At 59.6% G+C, this 20494-nt stretch carries 20 protein-coding genes and 1 tRNA gene; 11 read left to right on the plus strand and 10 right to left on the minus strand.

The window, feature by feature from the left end; genetic code table 11:
• Window positions 1-4: 4 nt before the first annotated feature.
• The 8 genes from QEV83_RS14900 to QEV83_RS14935 all read left to right on the plus strand — a co-directional run bounded on the left by QEV83_RS14900 (window position 5) and on the right by QEV83_RS14935 (window position 7173).
• Entirely contained in the window at window positions 5-907 is a 903-nt protein-coding gene (locus tag QEV83_RS14900; protein ID WP_280128483.1) for a hypothetical protein, read from the plus strand.
• Between the two features lie 9 nt (window positions 908-916).
• On the plus strand, window positions 917-1594 hold the full coding sequence (locus tag QEV83_RS14905; protein ID WP_280128484.1) for a TerC family protein: 678 nt from the start codon (window positions 917-919) through the stop codon (window positions 1592-1594).
• 202 nt (window positions 1595-1796) lie between these two features.
• A complete protein-coding gene (locus QEV83_RS14910) occupies window positions 1797-2483 on the plus strand; it encodes an RNA polymerase sigma factor (RefSeq protein WP_280128485.1) in 687 nt (228 codons plus the stop codon).
• A 99-nt stretch (window positions 2484-2582) separates the two neighbouring features.
• Window positions 2583-3200 carry a GTP cyclohydrolase I FolE gene (gene folE, locus QEV83_RS14915; RefSeq protein ID WP_280128486.1) on the plus strand — a complete coding sequence of 206 codons (618 nt, stop codon included), beginning with the start codon at window positions 2583-2585 and terminating at the stop codon, window positions 3198-3200.
• A 168-nt stretch (window positions 3201-3368) separates the two neighbouring features.
• On the plus strand, window positions 3369-3893 hold the full coding sequence (locus tag QEV83_RS14920; protein ID WP_280128487.1) for a DUF4142 domain-containing protein: 525 nt from the start codon (window positions 3369-3371) through the stop codon (window positions 3891-3893).
• A gap of 17 nt (window positions 3894-3910) precedes the next feature.
• On the plus strand, window positions 3911-4231 hold the full coding sequence (locus QEV83_RS14925) for a cupredoxin family copper-binding protein (protein WP_280128488.1): 321 nt from the start codon (window positions 3911-3913) through the stop codon (window positions 4229-4231).
• A gap of 48 nt (window positions 4232-4279) precedes the next feature.
• On the plus strand, window positions 4280-5104 hold the full coding sequence (locus QEV83_RS14930) for a YiiX/YebB-like N1pC/P60 family cysteine hydrolase (protein WP_280128489.1): 825 nt from the start codon (window positions 4280-4282) through the stop codon (window positions 5102-5104).
• Between the two features lie 140 nt (window positions 5105-5244).
• Window positions 5245-7173, plus strand: a complete 1929-nt coding sequence (locus QEV83_RS14935) for an NAD(P)-binding protein (RefSeq protein ID WP_280128490.1) — start codon at window positions 5245-5247, stop codon at window positions 7171-7173.
• 57 nt (window positions 7174-7230) lie between these two features.
• On the opposite strand, the gene QEV83_RS14940 is transcribed toward QEV83_RS14935, so the two are convergent.
• Window positions 7231-9189: an alkaline phosphatase family protein gene (locus QEV83_RS14940; protein ID WP_280131087.1), complete on the minus strand. Its 1959-nt coding sequence runs from the start codon at window positions 9187-9189 to the stop codon at window positions 7231-7233.
• Between the two features lie 274 nt (window positions 9190-9463).
• Between QEV83_RS14940 and QEV83_RS14945 the strand changes: the two genes are divergently transcribed.
• The gene (locus QEV83_RS14945) at window positions 9464-10546 is read left to right on the plus strand and encodes a hypothetical protein (protein ID WP_280128491.1); all 1083 of its coding nucleotides are present in this window, start codon (window positions 9464-9466) and stop codon (window positions 10544-10546) included.
• Between the two features lie 38 nt (window positions 10547-10584).
• On the opposite strand, the gene QEV83_RS14950 is transcribed toward QEV83_RS14945, so the two are convergent.
• From QEV83_RS14950 to QEV83_RS14965, 4 genes are all read right to left on the minus strand, one after another.
• The gene (locus QEV83_RS14950; RefSeq protein WP_280131088.1) at window positions 10585-13425 is read right to left on the minus strand and encodes an EAL domain-containing protein; all 2841 of its coding nucleotides are present in this window, start codon (window positions 13423-13425) and stop codon (window positions 10585-10587) included.
• A gap of 357 nt (window positions 13426-13782) precedes the next feature.
• Entirely contained in the window at window positions 13783-14133 is a 351-nt protein-coding gene (locus tag QEV83_RS14955; RefSeq protein WP_280128492.1) for a phasin, read from the minus strand.
• A 205-nt stretch (window positions 14134-14338) separates the two neighbouring features.
• Window positions 14339-15193 carry an SHOCT domain-containing protein gene (locus tag QEV83_RS14960; protein ID WP_280128493.1) on the minus strand — a complete coding sequence of 285 codons (855 nt, stop codon included), beginning with the start codon at window positions 15191-15193 and terminating at the stop codon, window positions 14339-14341.
• Between the two features lie 84 nt (window positions 15194-15277).
• The gene (locus QEV83_RS14965; RefSeq protein ID WP_280128494.1) at window positions 15278-15715 is read right to left on the minus strand and encodes a cupin domain-containing protein; all 438 of its coding nucleotides are present in this window, start codon (window positions 15713-15715) and stop codon (window positions 15278-15280) included.
• A 203-nt stretch (window positions 15716-15918) separates the two neighbouring features.
• Between QEV83_RS14965 and QEV83_RS14970 the strand changes: the two genes are divergently transcribed.
• Entirely contained in the window at window positions 15919-16239 is a 321-nt protein-coding gene (locus QEV83_RS14970) for an antibiotic biosynthesis monooxygenase (protein ID WP_280128495.1), read from the plus strand.
• 137 nt (window positions 16240-16376) lie between these two features.
• Here the strand turns inward: QEV83_RS14970 and QEV83_RS14975 are convergent.
• Window positions 16377-16461 (minus strand) — tRNA-Leu (locus QEV83_RS14975).
• 137 nt (window positions 16462-16598) lie between these two features.
• On the opposite strand from QEV83_RS14975, the gene QEV83_RS14980 reads away from it, so the two are divergent.
• Window positions 16599-17606 (plus strand): complex I NDUFA9 subunit family protein, encoded by a 1008-nt coding sequence (locus QEV83_RS14980; RefSeq protein ID WP_280128496.1) that lies wholly within the window; start codon window positions 16599-16601, stop codon window positions 17604-17606.
• 13 nt (window positions 17607-17619) lie between these two features.
• On the opposite strand, the gene QEV83_RS14985 is transcribed toward QEV83_RS14980, so the two are convergent.
• The 4 genes from QEV83_RS14985 to QEV83_RS15000 are packed head-to-tail and all read right to left on the minus strand — an operon-like array spanning window position 17620 to window position 20403.
• The gene (locus QEV83_RS14985) at window positions 17620-18312 is read right to left on the minus strand and encodes an EI24 domain-containing protein (RefSeq protein WP_280128497.1); all 693 of its coding nucleotides are present in this window, start codon (window positions 18310-18312) and stop codon (window positions 17620-17622) included.
• Between the two features lie 33 nt (window positions 18313-18345).
• Window positions 18346-18702, minus strand: a complete 357-nt coding sequence (locus QEV83_RS14990) for a metallopeptidase family protein (RefSeq protein WP_280131089.1) — start codon at window positions 18700-18702, stop codon at window positions 18346-18348.
• Window positions 18703-18761: 59 nt separating this feature from the next.
• On the minus strand, window positions 18762-19373 hold the full coding sequence (locus QEV83_RS14995) for a Smr/MutS family protein (RefSeq protein WP_280128498.1): 612 nt from the start codon (window positions 19371-19373) through the stop codon (window positions 18762-18764).
• The gene (locus QEV83_RS15000; protein ID WP_280128499.1) at window positions 19366-20403 is read right to left on the minus strand and encodes an MltA domain-containing protein; all 1038 of its coding nucleotides are present in this window, start codon (window positions 20401-20403) and stop codon (window positions 19366-19368) included. Before QEV83_RS15000 ends, QEV83_RS14995 begins: the two co-directional genes overlap by 8 nt.
• Window positions 20404-20494: the final 91 nt, after the last annotated feature.

The following is a 20494-nucleotide window of genomic DNA, read 5'->3' on the forward strand; positions in this document are numbered from 1 at the left end:
TCTCGTGACGTCGCGCTTGGGTTCAAGTTTGTTCCTAAATACTGGGGACACCACGATTTTAAAGGATGCGGCGACCCTTGCTCTCAAGGACAAGGTGGGCATCGTACATGCGGCTTTCCAGGCACCCCCCTTGTCGCCGCCAAAAATGTCGGTAATGCGACCGTTGCGGGGGAAACCGATGAAACCTGGGGTGCCTGTGAAAGCTTGGCCATTGCGCATTCTCGTGACCGGTTTCGGCGGCTTTCCGGGGGCTCGCGACAACCCGACGGCGCGGCTCATCCGCGCGCTCGTAAATCATAAAGCAAGGCTAGCGCGCCTCGGCATCGCGCTCGACGTTGCGCTCCTGCCAGTTCATTTTGCGGGAGCCGCGCAACAACTCGAAGACCTCGAGAGGTCGCTTCATCCTGACGCTATATTGCATTTCGGTCTGGCCGCGCGCCGGAAATACCTCAGCGTTGAGACGCGGGCGCTGAACCGTGTGAGCCTGCTTCACTCCGACACGTCTGGCGCCCGTGCGTCATGCCAGGTCATCGTTGCCGGTGCAGTTCATTCCAAGCGCGCCACTTTTCCGGCCTGCCAAATCGAAGCCGCGCTGCGCCGGGCCAGCTTTCATGCCCGTTTGTCGGTCAATGCTGGCGATTATGTCTGTAACGAGGTGCTTTATCTGTCGCTGTCGCGCTCACAGGCCCGCGCGATCGGATTCTTCCATGTGCCGCGGCTCGCACGCCTTGACCGGCCAAAAAAGACGTCACGAGACCGTTGCGCACATCTCGCCGGTCTGACCCGCGCCGCCCTGATCGCGATTCTCGTCACCGCCCGAAATCTCCGCCCGCATCTTTTGCACCACGATTTTGTGAAGCGGCCACGCGTGAGCTCGGCGCTTGACCTCGCGCGATCGATGACCTAGCTCCACACCATGGACCTTGCCTTGCCGGCCGCGTGGCTACCGCTGCTCGAGATTATCTGGATCGATCTTCTCCTCTCGGGCGATAATGCCGTTGTGATCGCGCTGGCCTGCCGGTCGCTGCCCAAACGGCAACGCATGCTGGGGATCACGCTCGGGTCCGGCGTTGCGATCGCGTTGCGCGTCATCTTTACACTTTTGGTCGTTGAATTGCTCGGCCTTCCATTCGTGAAGATCGTCGGCGGGATTTTGCTCTTTTGGATCGCCATCCAACTGGCGAGCGAGGACGAGCCACAAAAAAAGCCGGTGCGAGAAGCGGCGTCCTTGTGGTCCGCCATCCGAATCATTGTCGTGGCGGACGCCATCATGTCGCTCGACAATATGATGGCGATCGCCGCCGCGGCGAAGGGCTCGAAGCTTTTGATCCTGTTCGGTCTCGCTCTCTCGATTCCATTAATCATCTTCGGGTCCGCGCTCGTGCTTGCGCTGCTGAACCGGTTTCCGCTGCTTGTCTGGGCGGGTGCGGCACTGCTTGGCTGGATTGCCGGGGATCTTCTGACCACCGATCCCATGCTCGCCAGCTGGCTCCGCCCGCGCTGGCCAGACTATGACACCTGGGACGGCCCAATCGGGGCGGCGCTTGTGTTTGCGATCACGATGCTCGGCCGCTGGCGGCGATCGACCAGCTGAGCAATCGTACCAAAATGTTTCACGTGAAACGATTTGGTACGATTGGAGCATCAAAAAACGCAAGTCTCCCCCACGTAAATCGACTTGAAGCATGTACGATCTCTGAGCGGATCGGTCCGATAGGCCATGGCCGGCCGCAATCACGGGCGCGTCGGGGAACCTTTCGCCTGCCGCCGCATCTAACCGGTTGAAAGGAACCACTATGAGACCAGTGCCCGCGCCAAATATCGCCTCCCCTTCCGGCGATGCCGAACTCGTCCGGCGGGCTCTTGGCCGTGACGACGCGGCATTCCGCACCATTATGGAGCGGTATAACCGCCGCCTGTACCGGATCGCGCGCGGTATTTTGCGCAACGAAAGCGAAGCCGAAGACGCCGTCCAGGAAGCCTATGTCAAAGCGTTTGCCCATCTTGGCAGCTTTCGCGGTGATGCAAGTCTGGCGACATGGCTTTCCCGAATCACCATGAACGAAGCGTTGGGGCGGCTGCGGCGCCAACGTCCGGTCGTAGGCCTCGAAATTTTTGAAGCGCCACGCAGCCAGGCTGAGATCATCAAATTCCCTCAAATGGGAACAAGCGGGGATCCGGAACGAACGATGGCGCAACGGGAAATTCTGCAGCTTGTCGAGCGGGCAACCGACAATTTGCCCGAGATCTTTCGAATCGTCTTCATGACGCGGGTCATCGAAGGCATGAGCGTCGAGGAAACCGCGAATCTCCTCGATCTCCCGCCGGACACGGTGAAGACCCGGCTGCATCGCGCGCGCAAACTCGTGCGCGAGGAACTCGACAAGCAAATCGGTCCCGTTCTGATGGACGCATTCCCATTTGCCGGCAAGCGTTGCGAGCGCATGACCAATGCCGTGCTGCAGCGCCTCCTACTTCTGTGATAATTTCCAGGACCATTTCAACGCGCCATTCGTCGAACGGGGCCGGCTTATCAGCAGCCCTCGTGCCGCTCCGGCGCCCTGCGAGAGGAGAGCAACTCAATGAGTTCAAATGTGCATGCGCTGGAAGGGATCAGACCCCTGCAGGCTGGGATCGACCGGCCTAACCGGGCTGATGTCGAAGCTGCGTTTCGAACTATTATTCGCTGGACCGGCGACGATCCAGAACGGGAAGGTTTGATCGAGACTCCCGCCCGCATGGCCCGCGCGTTCGAAGAGTTTTATGCCGGCTATGCCCAGGACCCAGTCGCATTTCTGCAAAAAACTTTCGAGGAAATCGAAGGTTATGACGAAATGATCGTGCTGCGCGGCATCCGCTTCGAAAGTCATTGTGAGCACCACATGGCGCCCATCATCGGCCACGCTTGGGTAGCTTATGTCCCAAACGGTCGTGTGGTTGGGATCAGCAAGCTCGCCCGCGTCGTTGAGGTTTATGCCAAGCGTCTGCAAATCCAGGAAAAGATGACGGCGCAAATCGCCAACTCGATCAGTGATGTCCTTAAACCTCAAGGCGTTGCGGTCACCATCAAGGCCTCGCATCACTGCATGACGACGCGTGGTGTGCATAAACCCGATTCAGATCTGGTCACCAGCTGCATGTTGGGCTGCTTCCGCGACAATCCGCTGACGCGCCAGGAATTCCTCAGCATGGCGGTTTGAGGCTTTGCCGGACTTGTGGTCAAGCCAAATCGTCTCGGAGAACCATTATTACCCAGCCAAAGCCATAATGCCTTTCCGGGAACTTTTCTGCCCACCAATCATCTAACAGGGGCAACACAAAAAGCCCGGACGTTTTGAGCGTCCCCTGGCAGAAGTTAGGAGCATGTCATGCAAGTCCGATTGAGCGCGGCGATTGCCGCGACTTGTTTGCTAAGCGGCATGGCCCTCGCACAAGGTGCGGCCAAGCCAACCGATCCACAGATCGCCCACATTGCTTACACGGCCGGAAAACTCGATATCGAGGCCGCCAAGAACGCCATATCGAAATCCACCAACAAAGACGTGCGGGCCTTCGCCGAGGATATGGTGCGCGATCATGAGGCCGTGAACAAGCAAGCGCTCGAACTCGTTGCGAAACTCAAGGTCACACCGGAAGACAATGACACCAGCCGTGCCTTGACCAAGCAAGCGGCGGACAAACGGGTGGAGCTGTCAAAGCTCAATGGCGCCGATTTCGATAAGGCCTATGTCGCGAATGAGGTTGCGTATCATAAAACGGTCAATGGTGCCCTTGCGACGACACTTATTCCGGACGCCAGCAATCCCGAACTTAAGAGTCTGCTGCAGACCGGCCTTAAAATCTTCCAAGGGCACGAAAAGCACGCCGAAACCGTTGAAGCCGCGCTAAAGTAAGACGCAAGGAGCTTCCTATGCTGCCGGGACGGGTTCTTGCCGGATTTGCGGCAATCATATTGGGCATGACTTCCGTCCCGGCGCACGCCTTAACGATCCAAGTTACAATCGACAGGCTGATCTTTTCGCCGGTGGAAATTATAGCAAAGGTTGGCGACACCGTCGTGTGGAGGAACAAGGACATCGTCGCGCATACGGCAACCGTGCGCGGCGGCTTTGATGTGATGATCGAGCCGGACAATTCCGCGAGCTTGGTGCTGACGAAGGCGGGTATCGTTGACTATTATTGCCGCTTTCATCCGGACATGACGGGACGAATTACCATAGCGCCGGACTAACGCGTCTAGCGAAGCTGGCGGTGATCTCTCGTTCGGTGGAGTAGGAATGTGAACCGAATTCTTGATACCGTCAGTCGCAGGCTCGCTCACTTTCTGTCTGCGCCAATCAAGAGCTACCGCCCCATCGTAACCTGCGACCCCCAATGTCTTGCCCAAGTCCTACATCCAGGGGACATTCTTCTCGTTGAAGGCGACTCGCGAATATCGTCGGCGATCAGATATCTCACCCAATCGACTTGGTCTCACGCTGCGCTTTACGTTGGCCGGATCATCGATCGCCACGAGCCGGACGGTGAGCCGCATGTCCTCGTTGAAGCCGAACTCGAAGAAGGGGTTATTTCTTCACCGCTGTCGAAATACGGGCTATCGCATAGCCGGATTTGCCGTCCTGTGGGGCTAGCCAGCGAAGATATAGAAGCCGTCATCAGCTTCGCTGTTGAGCGGATTGGGTTCATCTACGACTTGAAAAACATTGTCGATCTTGTTCGCTACTTGCTTCCCACACCGCCGGTGCCGGTGCGATTCCGGCGGCGGATGATCGCACTTGGAGCTGGGTCGCCGACGCGTGCCATCTGCTCGACGTTAATTGCCCAGGCTTTTCACTCAATCCGATATCCGATCCTTCCGCAGATAGAAACCGCAGGGGACAAACTCGCCAAACTTCAAAGTGAATACGCCCGGACGGAAATTTTTCATATCCGCAACCATAGGCTTTTCACTCCACATGATTTCGACATTTCCCCTTATTTCTCGGTGATAAAGCCGATGATCGAAGCCGGGTTTGATCATCGCACACTGACTTGGGCAGAGGAGGAAAGCCGTATTTACTTGGAAGAAAGCCATCACGTCGGGAAAAGGGATGCGCGAAATTGAGCCGCATGGGCCAAAAACAGGGACATCATCGCGCCTGAGAAATGGAGATCGAGGCACGATCAGGCTTGGCTAAGGCTCGAAGTCAATCTAAACGATAGGAATGATAGATTCCTTTTCCCCGTTAGGCTGGCGTTCCTAGCATGGCGGCGTCCGGCTATGAGCGGGCTTTGGGCATGCTCCGGCCAATCAGCCGGCGGGATTTCATCAACGGCGTCGCGGTCAGCGCGGGAGCGTCCCTCGCGGGTTTTTCCCTCGCCGCGGGCGCTCGTCCCGGGGGAGAATTTCAAGGGCAGACCGATCATAATTTCGCGGTGATGCATGCGCTCCGCGACAAGAGTTTTTGGGACAAGGCTGGCGCCCCTGAGGCGACCGGCGAACATTACGACTTGATTGTTGTGGGGGCAGGGATCAGCGGTCTTGCAGCGGCTTTCCTTTTTCAGCAGCAGGCGGGCGCGGGATCGCGCATCTTGATTTTGGACAATTCCGAAGATTTTGGCGGCCACGCGAGGCGCAATGAATTCACAGCCGCGAATGGCCGCCGGCTCGTCGGCTTTGGCGGCTCCGAATCTCTGCAATCGCCAACTTACTTCTCGCCAGCCGTCGCGCAGCTGATCGCGGATGTTGGAATCGACCTTGCCAAATTCGAGACGTGGTTCGATCAGAGCTGGGCCAAGGACCGCGGCCTTGGCGAGGCCGCCTTCTTTGCCCGCGAAAACTTTGGCACCGATGCCTTGGTCCGCACAGAAGGCAGCGCGGCCGAATGGGTTATGCGCAGCCCGCTCGATGGGAAAGCAAAAAGCGATTTGATCGCGCTCATCGATTCGCCAGTTGATCCGTTTCCAGGCAAAAGCCGGAGGGAGAAGCTAGCCCTCCTATCGGAGACGACCTACGAAGCCTTTCTTTTGAAGACCTTGGGTCTGCATCCGCAGGTCGCGGCCTATTTCGAAGACACGACCAAGGGCTATTTCGGCGCCGGTATCGATGCCGTGTCGTGTCTCGATGCGCGGGCCATTGGAAACCCCGGCTTCGACGCCATGGATCTGGGCGATGCCGTCGATGCGGCGTTGAGCCCGAGCGGGCGGCTGAACCAGAAGAATCCCGATTCTTATATTTATCACTTTCCAGACGGCAATGCCTCGCTGGCCCGGGCGCTGGTTCGCAAGCTGATTCCGGAGGCGGTGCCGGGGGCCACGATCGAAGATCTGGTCCTGGCCGAGACGGATTATGGCCGTCTCGACCGTCCGGAAAACAACATCCGCATCCGTCTCAACGCGCCTTGCGTTAGGATTGGCCATACTGGTGACAGCGTGGAGGCTTGTTACGCCGCTGGGGGAAGGCTGCGCAAAGTGAGCGCCGGCCGTGCGATCCTTGCGTGTTGGCACCGGGCGATCCCACTCCTCGCCAACGAGCTTCCGGCCGCGCAAATCGAGGCGCTCAACGACCAGCACAAGGTTCCTTTGATGTATGCCAATGTGCTGCTGCGGTCCTGGGAGCCGCTGGCGAAGCTCGGCGTCAACCGCTTCACCGTGGCGGGCGGCTGGTGGGAAGAATGCCATCTTGACTATCCGGTCAGCATTGGCGGCTACCGCTTCGCGGACCGCCCGGATGAGCCTGTCCTGCTTCACCTTGCCAAAACCGTGCTGGGCGAGAAGGGTCAGCCGGCCCGTGAACAGAGCCGGGCAGGCCGCCACGCGCTCACCGCGCTGACCTTCGCCGAGGCGGAGGTTCAGATCCGCGATCTTTTGGCGCGGGCGCTTGGGTCCGGCGGCTTCGATCCGGCCCGCGATATCGAGGCCATCGCGATCAACCGTTGGTCGCATGGCTACGCGTATGAATATATGCGGCCGTGGGATTCTTACTGGCCGGCGGGCGCGTTGCCGATCGAGACATCGCGGCGAGGCTGGGGCAAGATCGCGATCGCTAATTCCGATGCTGGCGCCTATGCCTATGCGCATTCGGCGATCGATCAGGCGGTGCGGGCCGTGCGGGAACTGATTGGGACTTCTGCCGGCGCGCCTGCTTGTGCCAGCTTTCCTGGGCCGCCACTCGACAAGCTCGGATTGAAATAAAGTGGAGCTGGCGCCGACCCTCCCGGATCGGCGCCATTTGGAAGCTTCCGCGCAGACCTAACGGGTCTGCTCATCTCCGAATTGGAACATATCGAACAAGTCGCCAATCGCGGGCATGTTGGTCGGCACGTAGGGATTGTCCGAAGTCGCGAGAGGATTTGGCAGATTGTCGCGGCTGCGACCGGTGAGGGGAGCAAGACCCCAATTGCGTTCGATGAATTTCACGACCGACGCGTGATCCTCATAGGTGTGCACCACGCGGCCGCCCCGCGAGAAGGGTGACACGACGACCAATGGAATGCGCGGCCCGTCGCCGAAGAAATCGATCGGCTGGATGAAGCCCGAGTCCCAATAGCCGCCGCCCTCATCGAAAGTGATCACGACCGCAGTGTCGGCGAACAGCTTCGGATGCGCGTGGAGACCGTCGAGAATCTTCTTGATCATCGCTTCGAACAGATCGGGTTTTGAGTAGCCGGGATGGCCGTCCTCAAAGCTGTCCGGTTTGACATAGGAAACCGGGCGCAGCTGGCCGTGATCGAGATCGCCGAAGAAGTCGATCACGTCCTTGATATGTGCCTTGCGCTGCGCCGGATCGCCCATGATCGACTTCGCATATTGGAATGGATTGCAGATATCGCAGTACCAATCGCCACCGGTGCCGATCATGATGTCGATTGGATTGGTCGAGCCGCTGTCGAAGCGCGCCGCCGCATTGTAGCCGCCGCCAAAAAACGCCCAGTCGATATTTTTTTCGTTGAGGGCGTCGCCGATCGTCCGCACCGTCGACGGCGGCGCCACCGTACCCGCCGTGAGTCCCGCGGTGTTGATGTCGCCGTTCGAGAGATAGCCTGGCCGCGTATTGTTGATCACATAGTAGCGATCCGGATCGCAATTTGATGCTGTCAAGTCCGGCCGCCACGGCAGAGATTTCAAATAATCCATAATCGGCTTGATGCCGGGTGCCGCCGGATCGCCGCATTTGGTCCAGCGTTCGTCGTTCACGAACGCGACATTGGTGGCGCTTTTGGGCGTCGGATCGGCGATACGTTTCGCTGGCGGCTGCGCGGGCAGGCTGCCGGACTGCTCCCAGTAGATATTATCGGCGGTGCCCAGCATGGTGTGCTGCACGCCCGTGCCGCCCATGTCCGGCTGATGGTAATTGTCACCGATGGTGTAATTGTCGGCTAGCCATTTGAACAATGGCGCCTGCCCCTTCTGAACATTATAGAAGCCCAGCGCATTGCCGCCGGAATCGTCGCGTGCGGTGCCGACATAGGGATATAGATCGCTCTTGCAACCGGCGGGATTGGTCTTGGTCGCGTTGGCAACGTCACAATCCGACTGCTGCCACATATGAAAGAGGCGATGCACCATGTCGCCCGTATAGCTGTCATAGGGCAGATTGGGGCCGCTCAATTCGAACGACGTATTGGTCAAGCCAGCATAGTTGGGGATGCGCGTGTCCGGCTCTGCGCAGGCGAACGGCGGCTTTGCCGGGTCGAGCTGGCAATTTTTTAGGCCGGTGGCGCCCGTCGTGAGGAGATGCAGATCATTCTGCTCGATCCCTTGGGTAAATTGGGCCAGCACACTGGGTGAAAAAGTTTTTGGGTCGAAGGGCGTTGCCGAATTGACCGGATCATTCTGGAATTGCGTGAATGTCTCGGTTTGCGGCGGCGCGCCACCAGCTTCCGGAGTCGTTAGAAACGAGTAAGGGGTTTTGTTGGGATTGATCAGCGTGTTCGTGCTGATGAAATAGGAAACCGGATTGATGGTCTCGATCTTGAATTGCCGGGCCAGAGCCCAGTTGGGCCCTGGCGTGCCATTCGCGTTGACAATGCCCTGCGACAGCAGGTTCCAAACGTGCTGGCCGCGTTTCGGCACATAGGTGGCATAAAGATTGTCGAAGGTGCGATTCTCACCGATCACCACGATCAGATGCTTGATGGGGGAGGCGGTCTTCGAACCCTTGCTCTTGCTTGCCGCCGATTCGGCCCAAGCGGGGCCGCAGGCCAGCACAGCGCTCAACCCACCCGCAACAAGACCGCGGGCCGCCCTATACCTCCAGCGATTTCGGCTTAACAATATTCCCGCCATAGTGATCTCCCATTCGTTGACCGCGAGGGAGGGCTTAGCTATTGCGGATGTCATAAGCGTAACAGTACCGTGCCGCCGCGATGACAGGCGCCATCGAAAATCTCGTTGGATGTGCAAGAGGACACAGTATCTCCGATTGCCTCGTGTTTTATATTGCGCTGAATATCTCCGCGTTCGTCTTCTCCGGGAAAATCTCATGGCGGCTTCAAATTTCAAGGACAATGATCTGCGGGCTGCTTTCGACGCCGGGATCATCGACGCTTCGACCTACGAACATTTGACGCGTTTTCTTGCCGAACGAAGAATCGCTTCCGGCCGTCCTGCCGAGCAGGCGCCACGCTTCGATTTCGTCAATGTGCTCTGGTATATGGGCGCGCTGATCGTGCTTGGCGCGATGAGTCTATTCACCACGCAAGCCTTCAGTGCCTGGGGACCGAAGGCTTTGATTGCGACCTCGGTTGTTTATGCGATCGGTTTTGCCGTGGCGGGAGCTTACCTATGGCGCTGGCGCGGGTTGCGAACGCCCGGCGGTCTTCTCGCCACCTGCGCGGTCGGCATGGTTCCGCTGTTCATCTATGGCATTCAGGCCGCGACCGGCAATGATCCGAGCGAGACTCAGTCCTATCATGATTTTTACGTCTGGGTTCGGGCGAGCTGGCTTCCCATGGAGATTGGTACCGTCCTTGCCGCGCTCGTCGCGCTCGCGTTTTTTCCGTTCCCGTTCCTGGTCATGCCCGCCGCCTTCGCGCTGTGGTTCATGTCGATGGATCTGACGCCATGGCTCTTGCACAGCGAGGAGTTCACCTATGAACAGCGCGCCAACGTCAGCGTTATGTTCGGTTTTCTTGTTCTCGCCATCGCCTGGCTCGTCGATCTCCGTCGCTGGCGGGGCGGGGACTTCGCCTATTGGCTCCATCTTTTTGGCCTGATGGCCTTCTGGGGCGGCTTGACCGCGCAGAACAGTGGCAGCGACATCGGCAAGGCCATTTATTGCCTGATCAACGTCGGTCTGGTGTTTCTTTCGCTGTTCTTGATGCGCCGGGCTTATGCGGTGTTCGGAGCCTTCGGCATAAGCCTTTATCTCGGATATCTGGCGGAGGATGTCTTCAAGGATTCGTTTCTCTTTCCGTTTGCCTTGTCGGGCATTGGACTCCTGGTGATCGGCGCCGGCTTGGTGTTCCATCGGTATGGGGATGCAGTCGCGGCGTTCCTTGGCCGGATTCTGCCGGGAACCTTGCAGGAGTTGCGTCCTGTCCATGCGCGGGATCAAGGGCTGTAGTGGACAATAAGAAGGCCGGACGGGTTCCGCGGGATTGACTAAGCGGCGGCGGTCGCGGCCCCGACAAGCTTGCGCGCTTCGATGGCGCTGATCGGATGGCCGAAGGCATAGCCTTGCGCATACTCACAGCCGAGTTGATAAAGCTCGATGGCGTCGGATTCGGTTTCCGCGCCTTCCGCGACGACCTCCATGCCGAGATCATGGGCGAGCGATACGATCGAGCGCAGGATCACGGGGCGGGCGCCATTGCCATTCTGATGCACGAAGGATTGGTCGATCTTGATCGTGTCGAATGGAAACCGTTGCAAATAAGAAAGGGATGAATAGCCGGTCCCGAAATCGTCGAGCGAGAGACCGGCCCCAAGCTCGCGGATACGGGTCAGCATTTGCGCGGCGTATTCGGGATTCTCCATGACGAGGCTTTCCGTCAATTCGAGCTTCAATGTGCCGGGGATCACATTGGAGCGGCTCAGCACGCCCTTGACGTCGTGCAGGAGATCGTGGCGAAGCAATTGGCGAGAGGAGATATTGACGCTGGCGAAAATCGGCGGATCGACGTCGAGCGCGCGTTGCCAGGCGGCAAGTTCATGCGCGGTTCGTTCCAGCACGAAAAGGCCGATGTCGATGATGATCCCGGTGTCCTCGGCAAGCGGAACAAACTCGGCGGGGCTGAGCCGCCCGTGGCGCGGATGATCCCATCGCAGCAAGGCTTCGAAGCCCGCGACGGTGCGGTCCTCGAGCCGGACGATCGGCTGAAAGAGCACTTTGATCTCGCCGCGGTCCAGCGCTTTGCCAAGGTCCGCCTCGAGGCCGAAGCGATCCGAGCGCAAGGAGCGCATCGTCGGCCGGAACACTTCGATACGATCACCGCCCATGCGCTTGCCATGCCGCATGGCGATTTCGGCATCCTTCAGCATGTCTTCCCGCGTCGCGTGCAACTGGGGGTCGTAGAGCGCGAGGCCGATCGACGCGGTGAGCGGGATTTCCTTGTCGCTGAACATCACTGGAGTGGAAACGACGCGCCGCACAAGATTGGCGAGGGCACTGATCTCGCTGGTCTCGATTTCGGAAACGATCAGCACGGCGAATTGATCGGCGGAGAGCCTCGCCAGCGTATCCTGCGGTTTCAGGACACGCGACAGCCGCCTCGCGACGGTCAGAAGAATCGAATCGGCGGACGAAAGTCCCGACTCCTCGTTGATTTGCTTGAAGCGATCGATGTCGATGCTGAGGATGGCGGGGCGCAAATTGTTGTCGGTTTGAGCAAGTGTCAGGGCGGCGCCGACGCGATCGAAAAAAAGTTCCCGGTTCGGTAAGCCGGTGAGATTGTCATGCACCGCGTCATGCAGAAGCCGCTCCTCGGCAATCTTCGACTCGGTAATGTCACTCAGCGTGCCGACGAGGCGGACCACATCGCCGTCAGGTCCGGCGACCGGACGGGCCTTCATGCGGAACCAGTAATGGTCGGCGCCGGCGCCACGCAGACGGAATTCCTGGTTGATCCTGCCGCGCCTCTGCTCAAGGATCGTGTCGAGGCAGGCGCGGAAACGGTCCCGCTCGCTCGCATGAACGACGTGCAGCCAAGACGAGGCGGGGCCTTCGAGGGCGCCGCGGGGGAGGCCCAATTGCGCTTCCAGCTCCGGACTGACATGGACCTGGTCGGCCGTGACGTCCCAATCGAAAATGATATCGCCGCTTCCAGTCAGGGCGAGGGCCTTGCGCTCGGAGTCGGAAACGCCGGCACCGCCAAGCGCGCTGCCGGCGAAAGCATTCTGCATGATGGTGAAACCAATCAGCATGACAATCAGGACGAGACCACCGATCAAGGCGGGCGAGACAAGATCATTGGTCAATGTTCCGGTGACCGTAAAGGCCGCGCCGATGACCCACATCAGCAGCAGAAACCAAGCCGGAATAAGCATGATGGCGCGGTCGTAGCCATGCGTCGCGAGATAGATCACCAGGATAAACCCAGCGCCAGCGATGGTCGCCAGCGAAATCCGCGCAACGCCTGCCGCAACCGGCGCGTCATATATGGCCAACCCAGCGAGGGCGGCGAGAAAGATCAGCCAGGCCACTGCCACATTGGAAGCCCTTACGTGCCAGCGATTGAGCTTCAAATAGGCAAACAGAAAAACCAGCAGAGTTGCCGACAGCGTCGTTTCGATGCAGGCGCGCCAGACGCGGTCGGATTGGCTTCCGGTGCCGAAAATCCGGCTCCAAAATCCAAAATCGATGCAGACATACGCCAACACCGTCCAGGCGAGCGCGGCGGCGGCGGGAAAAATCACGGCACCCTTGACGACGAAGACAATGGTCAGAAAAAGTGCGAGGAGTCCGGCAACGCCGATCACAATGCCCTTGTAAAGGGCAAGGCTGGTCATTTTGTCTTTGTAGGCGTCCGGTTCCCAAAGAGACAACTGGGGGAGGTTCGGGGTGCGCAATTCGGCGACATAGGTCACCGTTGTCCCGGGATCGAGCGTGAGGCGGAAAACGTCGGCGTCGGCGCTTTCGTCGCGTTCAATCGGAAACCCCTGACTCGCGGTAATCGCCGAAATCCGCGACGCGCCAAGGTCAGGCCAGATCACCCCAGAGCCGACTAGCCGGAAATGCGGTGCGACCAGGAGTCTCTCGATCTGTTCGCTGGTATCGTTGGTCAGCGCGAAGACGATCCAGTCCGGGCGCGTCCCTTCGTCCTTGGCCCGCACCTCGATACGGCGGACGATGCCGTCGGAGCCGGGTGCCGTCGAGACGAGCAGGCGGTCGCTCTCGGAGTGATAGGTTTCGAAAGCCTTGGTCAGATCGATGGCTTGCGACTCGAGCGGCACACGCACCGATTCGACCGCGCAAGCAGGAGACAGCCCTGCCGCGAGCGCCATGAGCACAAACACCAATCGCAAACTATATTCACGGCTCGACAAGACTATCTGTCCCGTTCCATGGGCTAGACCCGCGAACAGCGGCAACCGGGCCTCTTCGCGAAGTTCACCCAAAATGCCGGCAACTTTTTGGGTTTACATTGAAACATGGATTGGTAAGGCCAATGAAGGCGCGCGGCAAGAGCCGGGCCATGGGTCTACAAGGGTAGCGAAAAATATGAGAATATATCAGGTATCAAGAGCCCCAAGCTGGACGCGGACCGCAATCCGGTGTGCCCGCGCAAGCCATGGCGGCTCTGCACCGAGGTAACGATTCTCAATTACAAAACCGCCGCGAAGCTGGCCTGCACGGGAAAATTACTTGTCTGGCGTTACTTTCTTCAGGACCGCAGCCCCCAGTTCCTTCGCATGGGCCTCGATGGCGGCGAGCTGTTTCTTCACAAATTCGGTCTGATGCGCAAGCATCTCCTGAGGATCCTTCGACTGAATAAGCTTCTGGGCGTGGTCGAACGCCGCTTTCACATTCGCTTCGGTGAAGCTGAGCGCTTTTACACTGGCCTCCTTGGCGCTGGATTGCAGGGCGTTCGCAGTGCCTTCCACCTGTGCGGTCGCTTTGTGAGCGGCCTGGATGAATGTATCAAAGGCCTTACGGGCCTCCTCGACACTTTTGGCTGTTAAGTCACGAAATTCGTCGGGGATTTTTGTCATGGTCTTTGCCTTTCCTTGGCCCGAATTCGAAGCTCGCCGGCAAACGGAAGCTGCCAGTGAACCATCTCCCTGCGGACGCTGCCTTATTAAAGAGCAGGCGTTGCGCGGCAACGCTGCAACAATGCGCAATCCGTTGATGAAGAGTTAGCGCAGGGTCAGCCAAATGTCACGCTCGGCAGCCTAAGTCCATGAGACTATGCAGCGATCACAGACGGCTCAAAAGCTCCGCCTTTTTCGTCGCAAATTCCGCTTCGGTGAGGATATTCTTCTGGCGCAGGTCTGAAAGCCGTTCGATTGTCGTTAAGATGTCGTCTGTCGCGGCCGATGCTGGGACTGGTGAGGCAGCCACGATTAGGGCTGGTGGGGGAGGCGTCGCCGGCACCGATGAGGGCTGCGGCCGCGGGGGGGCGCTGGCAGGCGCTGGCGGTGGTTGGGGCACATCGGGGCTATTAGCAACGACTGCGGGTAAATCGGCGACGCGGACAAGCCCGAGCTGGCTGGTGAAGGTCAGCGACTGGTCGCCGCTTTGCTGCTGGGAGAAGCCGGTGATCCGATGTTCACCGGTATCATAAACGCTCACCTTGCCATCCTGCCGGATCGCCAGGCGGCGCGAGACCGGGAAACAGGCATAATTCAGATTGTTCTGGGCGCCGGTCGAGGCTGGGCTGCCAAGCTCGGCGGGCCACCAATTGTTCGAGGAAAGGCCAGATCCCTGAATGAAGAGGCTGACGCCCGGATAAGCTCCACCTTGGCTTTGCGTTTGAGAGGAACTTGCATTTTGCAAGGAAAATGGCGGTTGACTGCGTAAGAGCGTGGAAATCTCATTGCAGAGCGCATCAACGCGGTACTTGAGGCCCTGATTGAACATGTCGCCGACCATGATCATGCCGCCCTGCGACCATTGACCCATGCCGCCAAGATCGGGGTGGTTGAACTGGGCCTGCGTGCCATTGCCGAGTTCAAGCGCATAGAGCAAAGCCGCCACGGCATCGCTGCCGACCCCATGGCGGCTGGCCAAGTCATCGGCTATCTTGCGGCCTTCGGCGCTGAGTTCCCGCATCGGGCTTGTCTCCGGCTCGCTTTCGTGAGGGCGCTTCTGACTTCAGAAGCGTCTTAAACGGACAATGACGCCGGCCGCGCCAGGTCAGGTCCAGGGTGTCACGGCAGGAACTTCGCATGGGCCGCGCATTTCGACCGTGCCAAAGTCGGCGGGCCCGGCGACCTCCAAATATTCCATATCCTTCGAATAGTCGAACAGATAATGAACAATTCCCGGGCGTTGGTGAACGCAATCGCCCGCCTCGACCAAGGTTAGCTTGTCTTCATACATGAAACGAGCCCAGCCCTTGAGCATGATGACGATGTGAAAGTCGGCGATGTGCCTATGCCAGCCGGTGCCGGCCTCCGGCGGCTTGTTCGCCCTGACCAGCTGGGCGATGACTTTGCCGCCCGTGGCTTTGGCGATGCCGAGATCCCGGTAAATGAAGAAATCGCGGAGACCGTCGGAGACGAATTTCGTATCGCCTTCCTTGACATGGGAAAACATTGTTTCGTCTGGCTGTTCCAATTTTGCAGCTTTCATTGCCGTCATCCTTCGTCCTTCTCGGAATGGACTCGCCTGCCGCTGATGACGCACTATGCGGGCGGCGGCCGTCTCATCCCAAACCATTATGCGAATTTCGAGCCGCTTTGGCGGGGATCAAACTTTGCCAACAAGCGCTCTTCTACTGATATATAACACGGCTACCTGTTAGTAGGGCTGTTTCGTACCCGTGAGAGAACGCCATGTTCATTGCAATGAATCGATTCAAGGTCCGCAAAGGAGAAGAAGAGGCGTTTGAGCAGCTTTGGCGTTCGCGCGACAGCAGGCTTCACGAAATGACCGGCTTTTCCGCCTTTCATCTGCTGCGTGGCGAGGCTGCCGATGAGCATACGCCTTTCATTTCACACTCCGTCTGGAACAGCCGGGAAGATTTTATCGCGTGGACGAAATCCGGTCAGTTCCGGGATGCTCATAAAAATGCCGGAACCGGACCTTCGTTGACCATCGGGCATCCCGTCTTCGAAGGGTTCGAGGCCGTTCCGATGACGGATACCTCCAAATAGAGGGATGCGGCGCGCCGATGAGGTTTCGCTTCACCTCATGGCGCCGTTCACGTATCGAGCCAATTCCGGAAGTAAGAGACGAAGGCGGATTCTTAGCTAGCAGGTGCAATGGAATAAAATAAATTAATATAAAAATATGGTGCCCAGGAGAGGACTCGAACCTCCACGGCTTTCACCACTGGTACCTGAAACCAGCGCGTCTACCAATTCCGCCACCAGGGCATGCGGCCCTGATTGGGGCGGCTTCCAGCTTTTGTCAATACAAAGCGCGCATTCGCCGCGCATTCCGCGATTCCCTTGCACGGAAAAGCACTCTAAAACGGCGCTGGCAGCAAGCCTTGCACCGGAGACCAGCGGCGATGAGCGATGACTTTTTGGGGGCGAACCGCCTCGTGACGGTATTTGGCGGTTCGGGCTTCATTGGCCGGCATGTGGTTCGCGCCCTGGCGCGGCGGGGCTGGCGGGTGCGGGTCGCGGTGCGCCGCCCCGATCTCGCGTTTCATTTGCAGCCGCTCGGCAAAGTTGGCCAAATTCACGCCGTCCAGGCCAATTTGCGGTATCCTGACTCCGTCACCCATGCGCTGCGGGATGCCGCCGCCGCCGTCAATCTCGTCGGCATTTTGCAGCAAACTGGCGCTCAGCATTTCGATGCGATTCAGCACCTCGGCGCGCAAACAGTCGCCCAAGCGGTGAAGGACGCGGGCTTGGATCTTTTCGTCCATATGTCGGCCATCGGCGCCGATCCGGCGGGGGCTTCGCTCTATGCGCGAACCAAGGCGTTCGGTGAGGCTGCGGTGCGGCAAATTCTACCCAGTGTGGTCATCACCCGGCCCTCGGTCGTGTTTGGCCCGGAGGATCAATTCTTCAACCGTTTCGCCGCCATGGCCCGCTTGATGCCGGCGCTTCCCTTGATCGGCGGCGGAAACACCAAATTGCAGCCTGTCTTCGCCGGGGATGTTGCAACAGCCGTTGCGCTGGCGCTCGAGGGCAAGGCGAAGCCGGGGACCGTCTATGAGTTGGGCGGCCCGGAAGTCGCGACGCTGCGGCGTATCAATGAATTCGTCCTAAAAGTCACGCAGCGTCAGCGCCGGCTTGTTCCAGTGTCATTTGAACGCGCGAAACTCCTCGCGGTGGTCACCGAAGCCCTGACGAAACTGTCGCTTGGCCTCTATCCTGAAATGTTCCGCATAACCAAGGATCAGGTCGAACTGTTGCACATCGACAATGTCGTCTCGCCGCAAGCGATCGCGGAAGGGCGCACTTTGGCGGGACTTGGCATTCAGCCCGAACCCTTCGAGACCTTCGTCCCAACCTACCTCTACCGCTACCGGAAAACCGGGCAATTCGCCAGCAGCCGTGCCGTTTAAGCGGGCAACGCGACTATGCTACCTGCCGCCCGTTTCCGTCCCGCTGCAGGATCTTGTCCGTGATTCGCACGAAGAAGGCCGTGGCGAAAAGCGGCGTGAGTAAGTTGAGCAGCGGAACGGCAAGCAGTGCCGCGACAACGAGGCCGGCGCCGAACAGCCGAAGCTCATTGGCTTTGCGCAGCCGCCGGACCTCGGAGAAGGGCACATGCCGCGCCGCCGCGAGCTCGAAATAGCCGCGTCCCGACAAATAAGCATTGGCGCCAAAAAACGCCGCGGCGTTGATGCCGGGAACCAGCAAAAGCAGCAGCGCGGCGGCATTGACGGCGAGCGCCACCGCGGCAAATTTCACCGACAGCCAGAGCGCCTCATGGATCGCCATCGCACGCCCAGTCGCTTTGCCTGGCGCGAGGGTGAGTTCGACAGCCTCCGCCAGTTCGTCGAAGAAATAGCCTGCGACGATGAACGAGACCGGCGTCACCAGAAACGCGAGACCGGCGAAAAGCCCGGCGCCGCTGATCAGCGACAGAGCGGTCGCCGTCCAGGAATGCGCCCAGGACACGGGAAGCGCCCCCGCGACGAGCAATTTGTGAAGCACAGCCCATACGAGAGCCAGCAAAGCCAGGGTCAACGCCAGCGTCTTCCAAAGGACGGCCCGGAATGGCGGCGTCAGAATCTGTCTCGCCGCAGCGAGCGCGTCCTCGATCATGATTGACCCTTTAAATGGTGCGTTGGCGGTGCGCTACCCCGCAGCCTGCTCAATCACATGCATATCATCGTCGGAAAGCCCAAAATGATGGCCGATTTCATGCACCAGAACATGGCTGACGATGGCGCCGAGGGTTTCCTCGTGTTCCGCCCAGTAGTCAAGGATCGGGCGCCGGTAGAGCCAGACCATGTTGGGAAATTGCCCGGTCATCGGGGTGGCCTCGGACTGGGCCCGGCCGCGGCCCCGAAACAGCCCCAAAAGTCCAAACTCGCTCTCGCAATTCAGTTCATCAAGAGTCGCATCGTCCGGAAATTCCTCGACCCGGATTACGACACCCTCGCAGAGGCGGCGGAATTCCACTGGCAGCGCCATGAAGGCCGTCTGTGCCATGCGGTCGAGGTCATCGATCGAAGGCGCCTGCAGATTGTGCCAGTCCGGGGGTGCGATGGTCACGGCGCGTTCCCGCGTGATGGGCGGTCGCGGCGGCGAAGCCGGACGTAGAACGCGCCGGCGCCACCATGCGGGCGCTGGGCTTCCTCGAAGCCGACGACGATCGCATGATAGGCCGGCTCGCGCAGCCAATGCGGGACACTTTGCCGCAAAATACCGGGCGCACCTTCCCCCAGCGCGCCGCGCTCGCCTTTGCCGGTGACCACCAGCACGAGCCGGGCGCCCTCGATCTGTGCGTGCGTCAAAAACTGACGCAAGGCGAGAAACGCTTCTTGACGGCGCATGCCGTGCAGGTCGATCGCGGCTTCCGGCGCGGCGCGGCCGCGCGCCAGCTTCTGCCGCAGTCGCCGTTCGAGCGGAGCCAAAGTGGGAGGGGACGGAGGCAGTGGCGGGGACGCTCGTCCAGTCACCGTCGCAATGGGTTTTCCCGCGGCGATTTCCGGCTTTTTGTCCAGGTTGCGGGGACGAGGCTCCGCCGCGTTCGGTGGTTGCGGCAAGCGGCTTCCCGGCCGTCGCGCGACGCCCTTGGTGACGTTGAGCCAAAGCTCGATCTCTTCCGCGCTCAGCCGCCGGAGCCGGGACTTGCCGGATGGCGGGAGGTTTTCATTCACCGGTCCGGCCCTCCACGGCGGGCAGCAAAACAGTCACGCCGCCCGCATGCCGAATATCGCCCGCCCGTGCTCCGGCGTCATCCCCCGAGCCAAAGAAAATATCCACGCGGGCTGGCCCCACGATTGCGGAGCCGGTGTCCTGCGCGATCATCAGGCGCCGGAACGCAGAAATGGCGGCACTGTGCCACGGAAGATCGGCGTCGATCCAGAACGGTAACCCATAGGGCCAGATCGTGCGGTCGATGGCGATCGACCGCAAGGCGGTGAGGCCGATCGCTTGCCCGCCAGTGGGGCCAAGCTGCGGATCGGTGTCTGCGTCGAGGTCGAAGAAAACATAAGATTGATTGCGATGCATCAGCGTCAAGCCCGCCTCGCCTGGATTTTGGCCGTGCGCGCGGATCCACTGCTTGAGCGCGGCGAGTGACATATCCGCCTCCGTGATTTCGCCGCTGTCGATAAGACTCCGGCCAATCGAGGTATAGGGCAGGCCATTGCGCCCGGCATAAACGAGCCGCTTAACCCTGCCGTCCATAAGACGGATGCGCGCCGAGCCTTGCACTTGAATCAGAAATACTTCCACGAAGTCGCGCAGCCACACGACCGGGCGCGTGTGGCTGCCAATTGAGCCGGCTTCGATCTCGGCACGGCTAGGGTAGAGCTTGAGAGACTCGAGATTATCGGGGCGCGCGAGGATGGGCGCCGCAAAATCCCGGCTGCGGGTCAACGATCCCTCGACGAGAGGTTCGTAATAGCCGGTGAGGAAGCCGTTGCTGCCGGGCACCTGGCCCTTCACCGAGATGTCAAAGGGCCGGAAATGGGTCTCAAAGAACCGCCGCGCTTGCGCGGCATCGGTGACGTCTTCCCGGAGCGCCGCATGGGCGATGGCTTCGAACGCGGCGGAGGCGATTGTCCCTTTTCGCAGCGGCGCGGCTTTCGCTGCGATGGCCTCACAAGATCGCACGAAAACCTTGAACGCCGCGAGATGATCCTCCGCACTGAAACCAGGCAGATCGTCAAAAGACCGCGGCATAAGATCTAAGTCACGCCCTCCAGTTGCAAACTGCGGCGGCGCGGCGGGAACAGCGGTCATCGGCAAAACCCGCGGTGCCCGCCATCTGTTC

This window comes from Methylocapsa sp. D3K7, assembly GCF_029855125.1.
GTDB lineage: Bacteria > Pseudomonadota > Alphaproteobacteria > Rhizobiales > Beijerinckiaceae > Methylocapsa.

Excerpts from the sequence above, each read along its gene's own strand:
- QEV83_RS14905 (WP_280128484.1), top strand. The coding sequence starts at position 917 with ATGGACCTTGCCTTGCCGGCCGCGTGGCTACCGCTGCTCGAGATTATC.
- QEV83_RS14910 (WP_280128485.1), top strand. The coding sequence starts at position 1,797 with ATGAGACCAGTGCCCGCGCCAAATATCGCCTCCCCTTCCGGCGATGCC.
- folE (WP_280128486.1), top strand. The coding sequence starts at position 2,583 with ATGAGTTCAAATGTGCATGCGCTGGAAGGGATCAGACCCCTGCAGGCT.
- QEV83_RS14920 (WP_280128487.1), top strand. The coding sequence starts at position 3,369 with ATGCAAGTCCGATTGAGCGCGGCGATTGCCGCGACTTGTTTGCTAAGC.
- QEV83_RS14925 (WP_280128488.1), top strand. The coding sequence starts at position 3,911 with ATGCTGCCGGGACGGGTTCTTGCCGGATTTGCGGCAATCATATTGGGC.
- QEV83_RS14935 (WP_280128490.1), top strand. The coding sequence starts at position 5,245 with ATGGCGGCGTCCGGCTATGAGCGGGCTTTGGGCATGCTCCGGCCAATC.
- QEV83_RS14945 (WP_280128491.1), top strand. The coding sequence starts at position 9,464 with ATGGCGGCTTCAAATTTCAAGGACAATGATCTGCGGGCTGCTTTCGAC.
- QEV83_RS14950 (WP_280131088.1), bottom strand. The coding sequence starts at position 13,425 with ATGGCGCTCGCGGCAGGGCTGTCTCCTGCTTGCGCGGTCGAATCGGTG.
- QEV83_RS14955 (WP_280128492.1), bottom strand. The coding sequence starts at position 14,133 with ATGACAAAAATCCCCGACGAATTTCGTGACTTAACAGCCAAAAGTGTC.
- QEV83_RS14960 (WP_280128493.1), bottom strand. The coding sequence starts at position 15,193 with ATGCGGGAACTCAGCGCCGAAGGCCGCAAGATAGCCGATGACTTGGCC.
- QEV83_RS14965 (WP_280128494.1), bottom strand. The coding sequence starts at position 15,715 with ATGAAAGCTGCAAAATTGGAACAGCCAGACGAAACAATGTTTTCCCAT.
- QEV83_RS14970 (WP_280128495.1), top strand. The coding sequence starts at position 15,919 with ATGTTCATTGCAATGAATCGATTCAAGGTCCGCAAAGGAGAAGAAGAG.
- QEV83_RS14980 (WP_280128496.1), top strand. The coding sequence starts at position 16,599 with ATGAGCGATGACTTTTTGGGGGCGAACCGCCTCGTGACGGTATTTGGC.
- QEV83_RS14985 (WP_280128497.1), bottom strand. The coding sequence starts at position 18,312 with ATGATCGAGGACGCGCTCGCTGCGGCGAGACAGATTCTGACGCCGCCA.
- QEV83_RS14990 (WP_280131089.1), bottom strand. The coding sequence starts at position 18,702 with ATGGCACAGACGGCCTTCATGGCGCTGCCAGTGGAATTCCGCCGCCTC.
- QEV83_RS15000 (WP_280128499.1), bottom strand. The coding sequence starts at position 20,403 with ATGCCGCGGTCTTTTGACGATCTGCCTGGTTTCAGTGCGGAGGATCAT.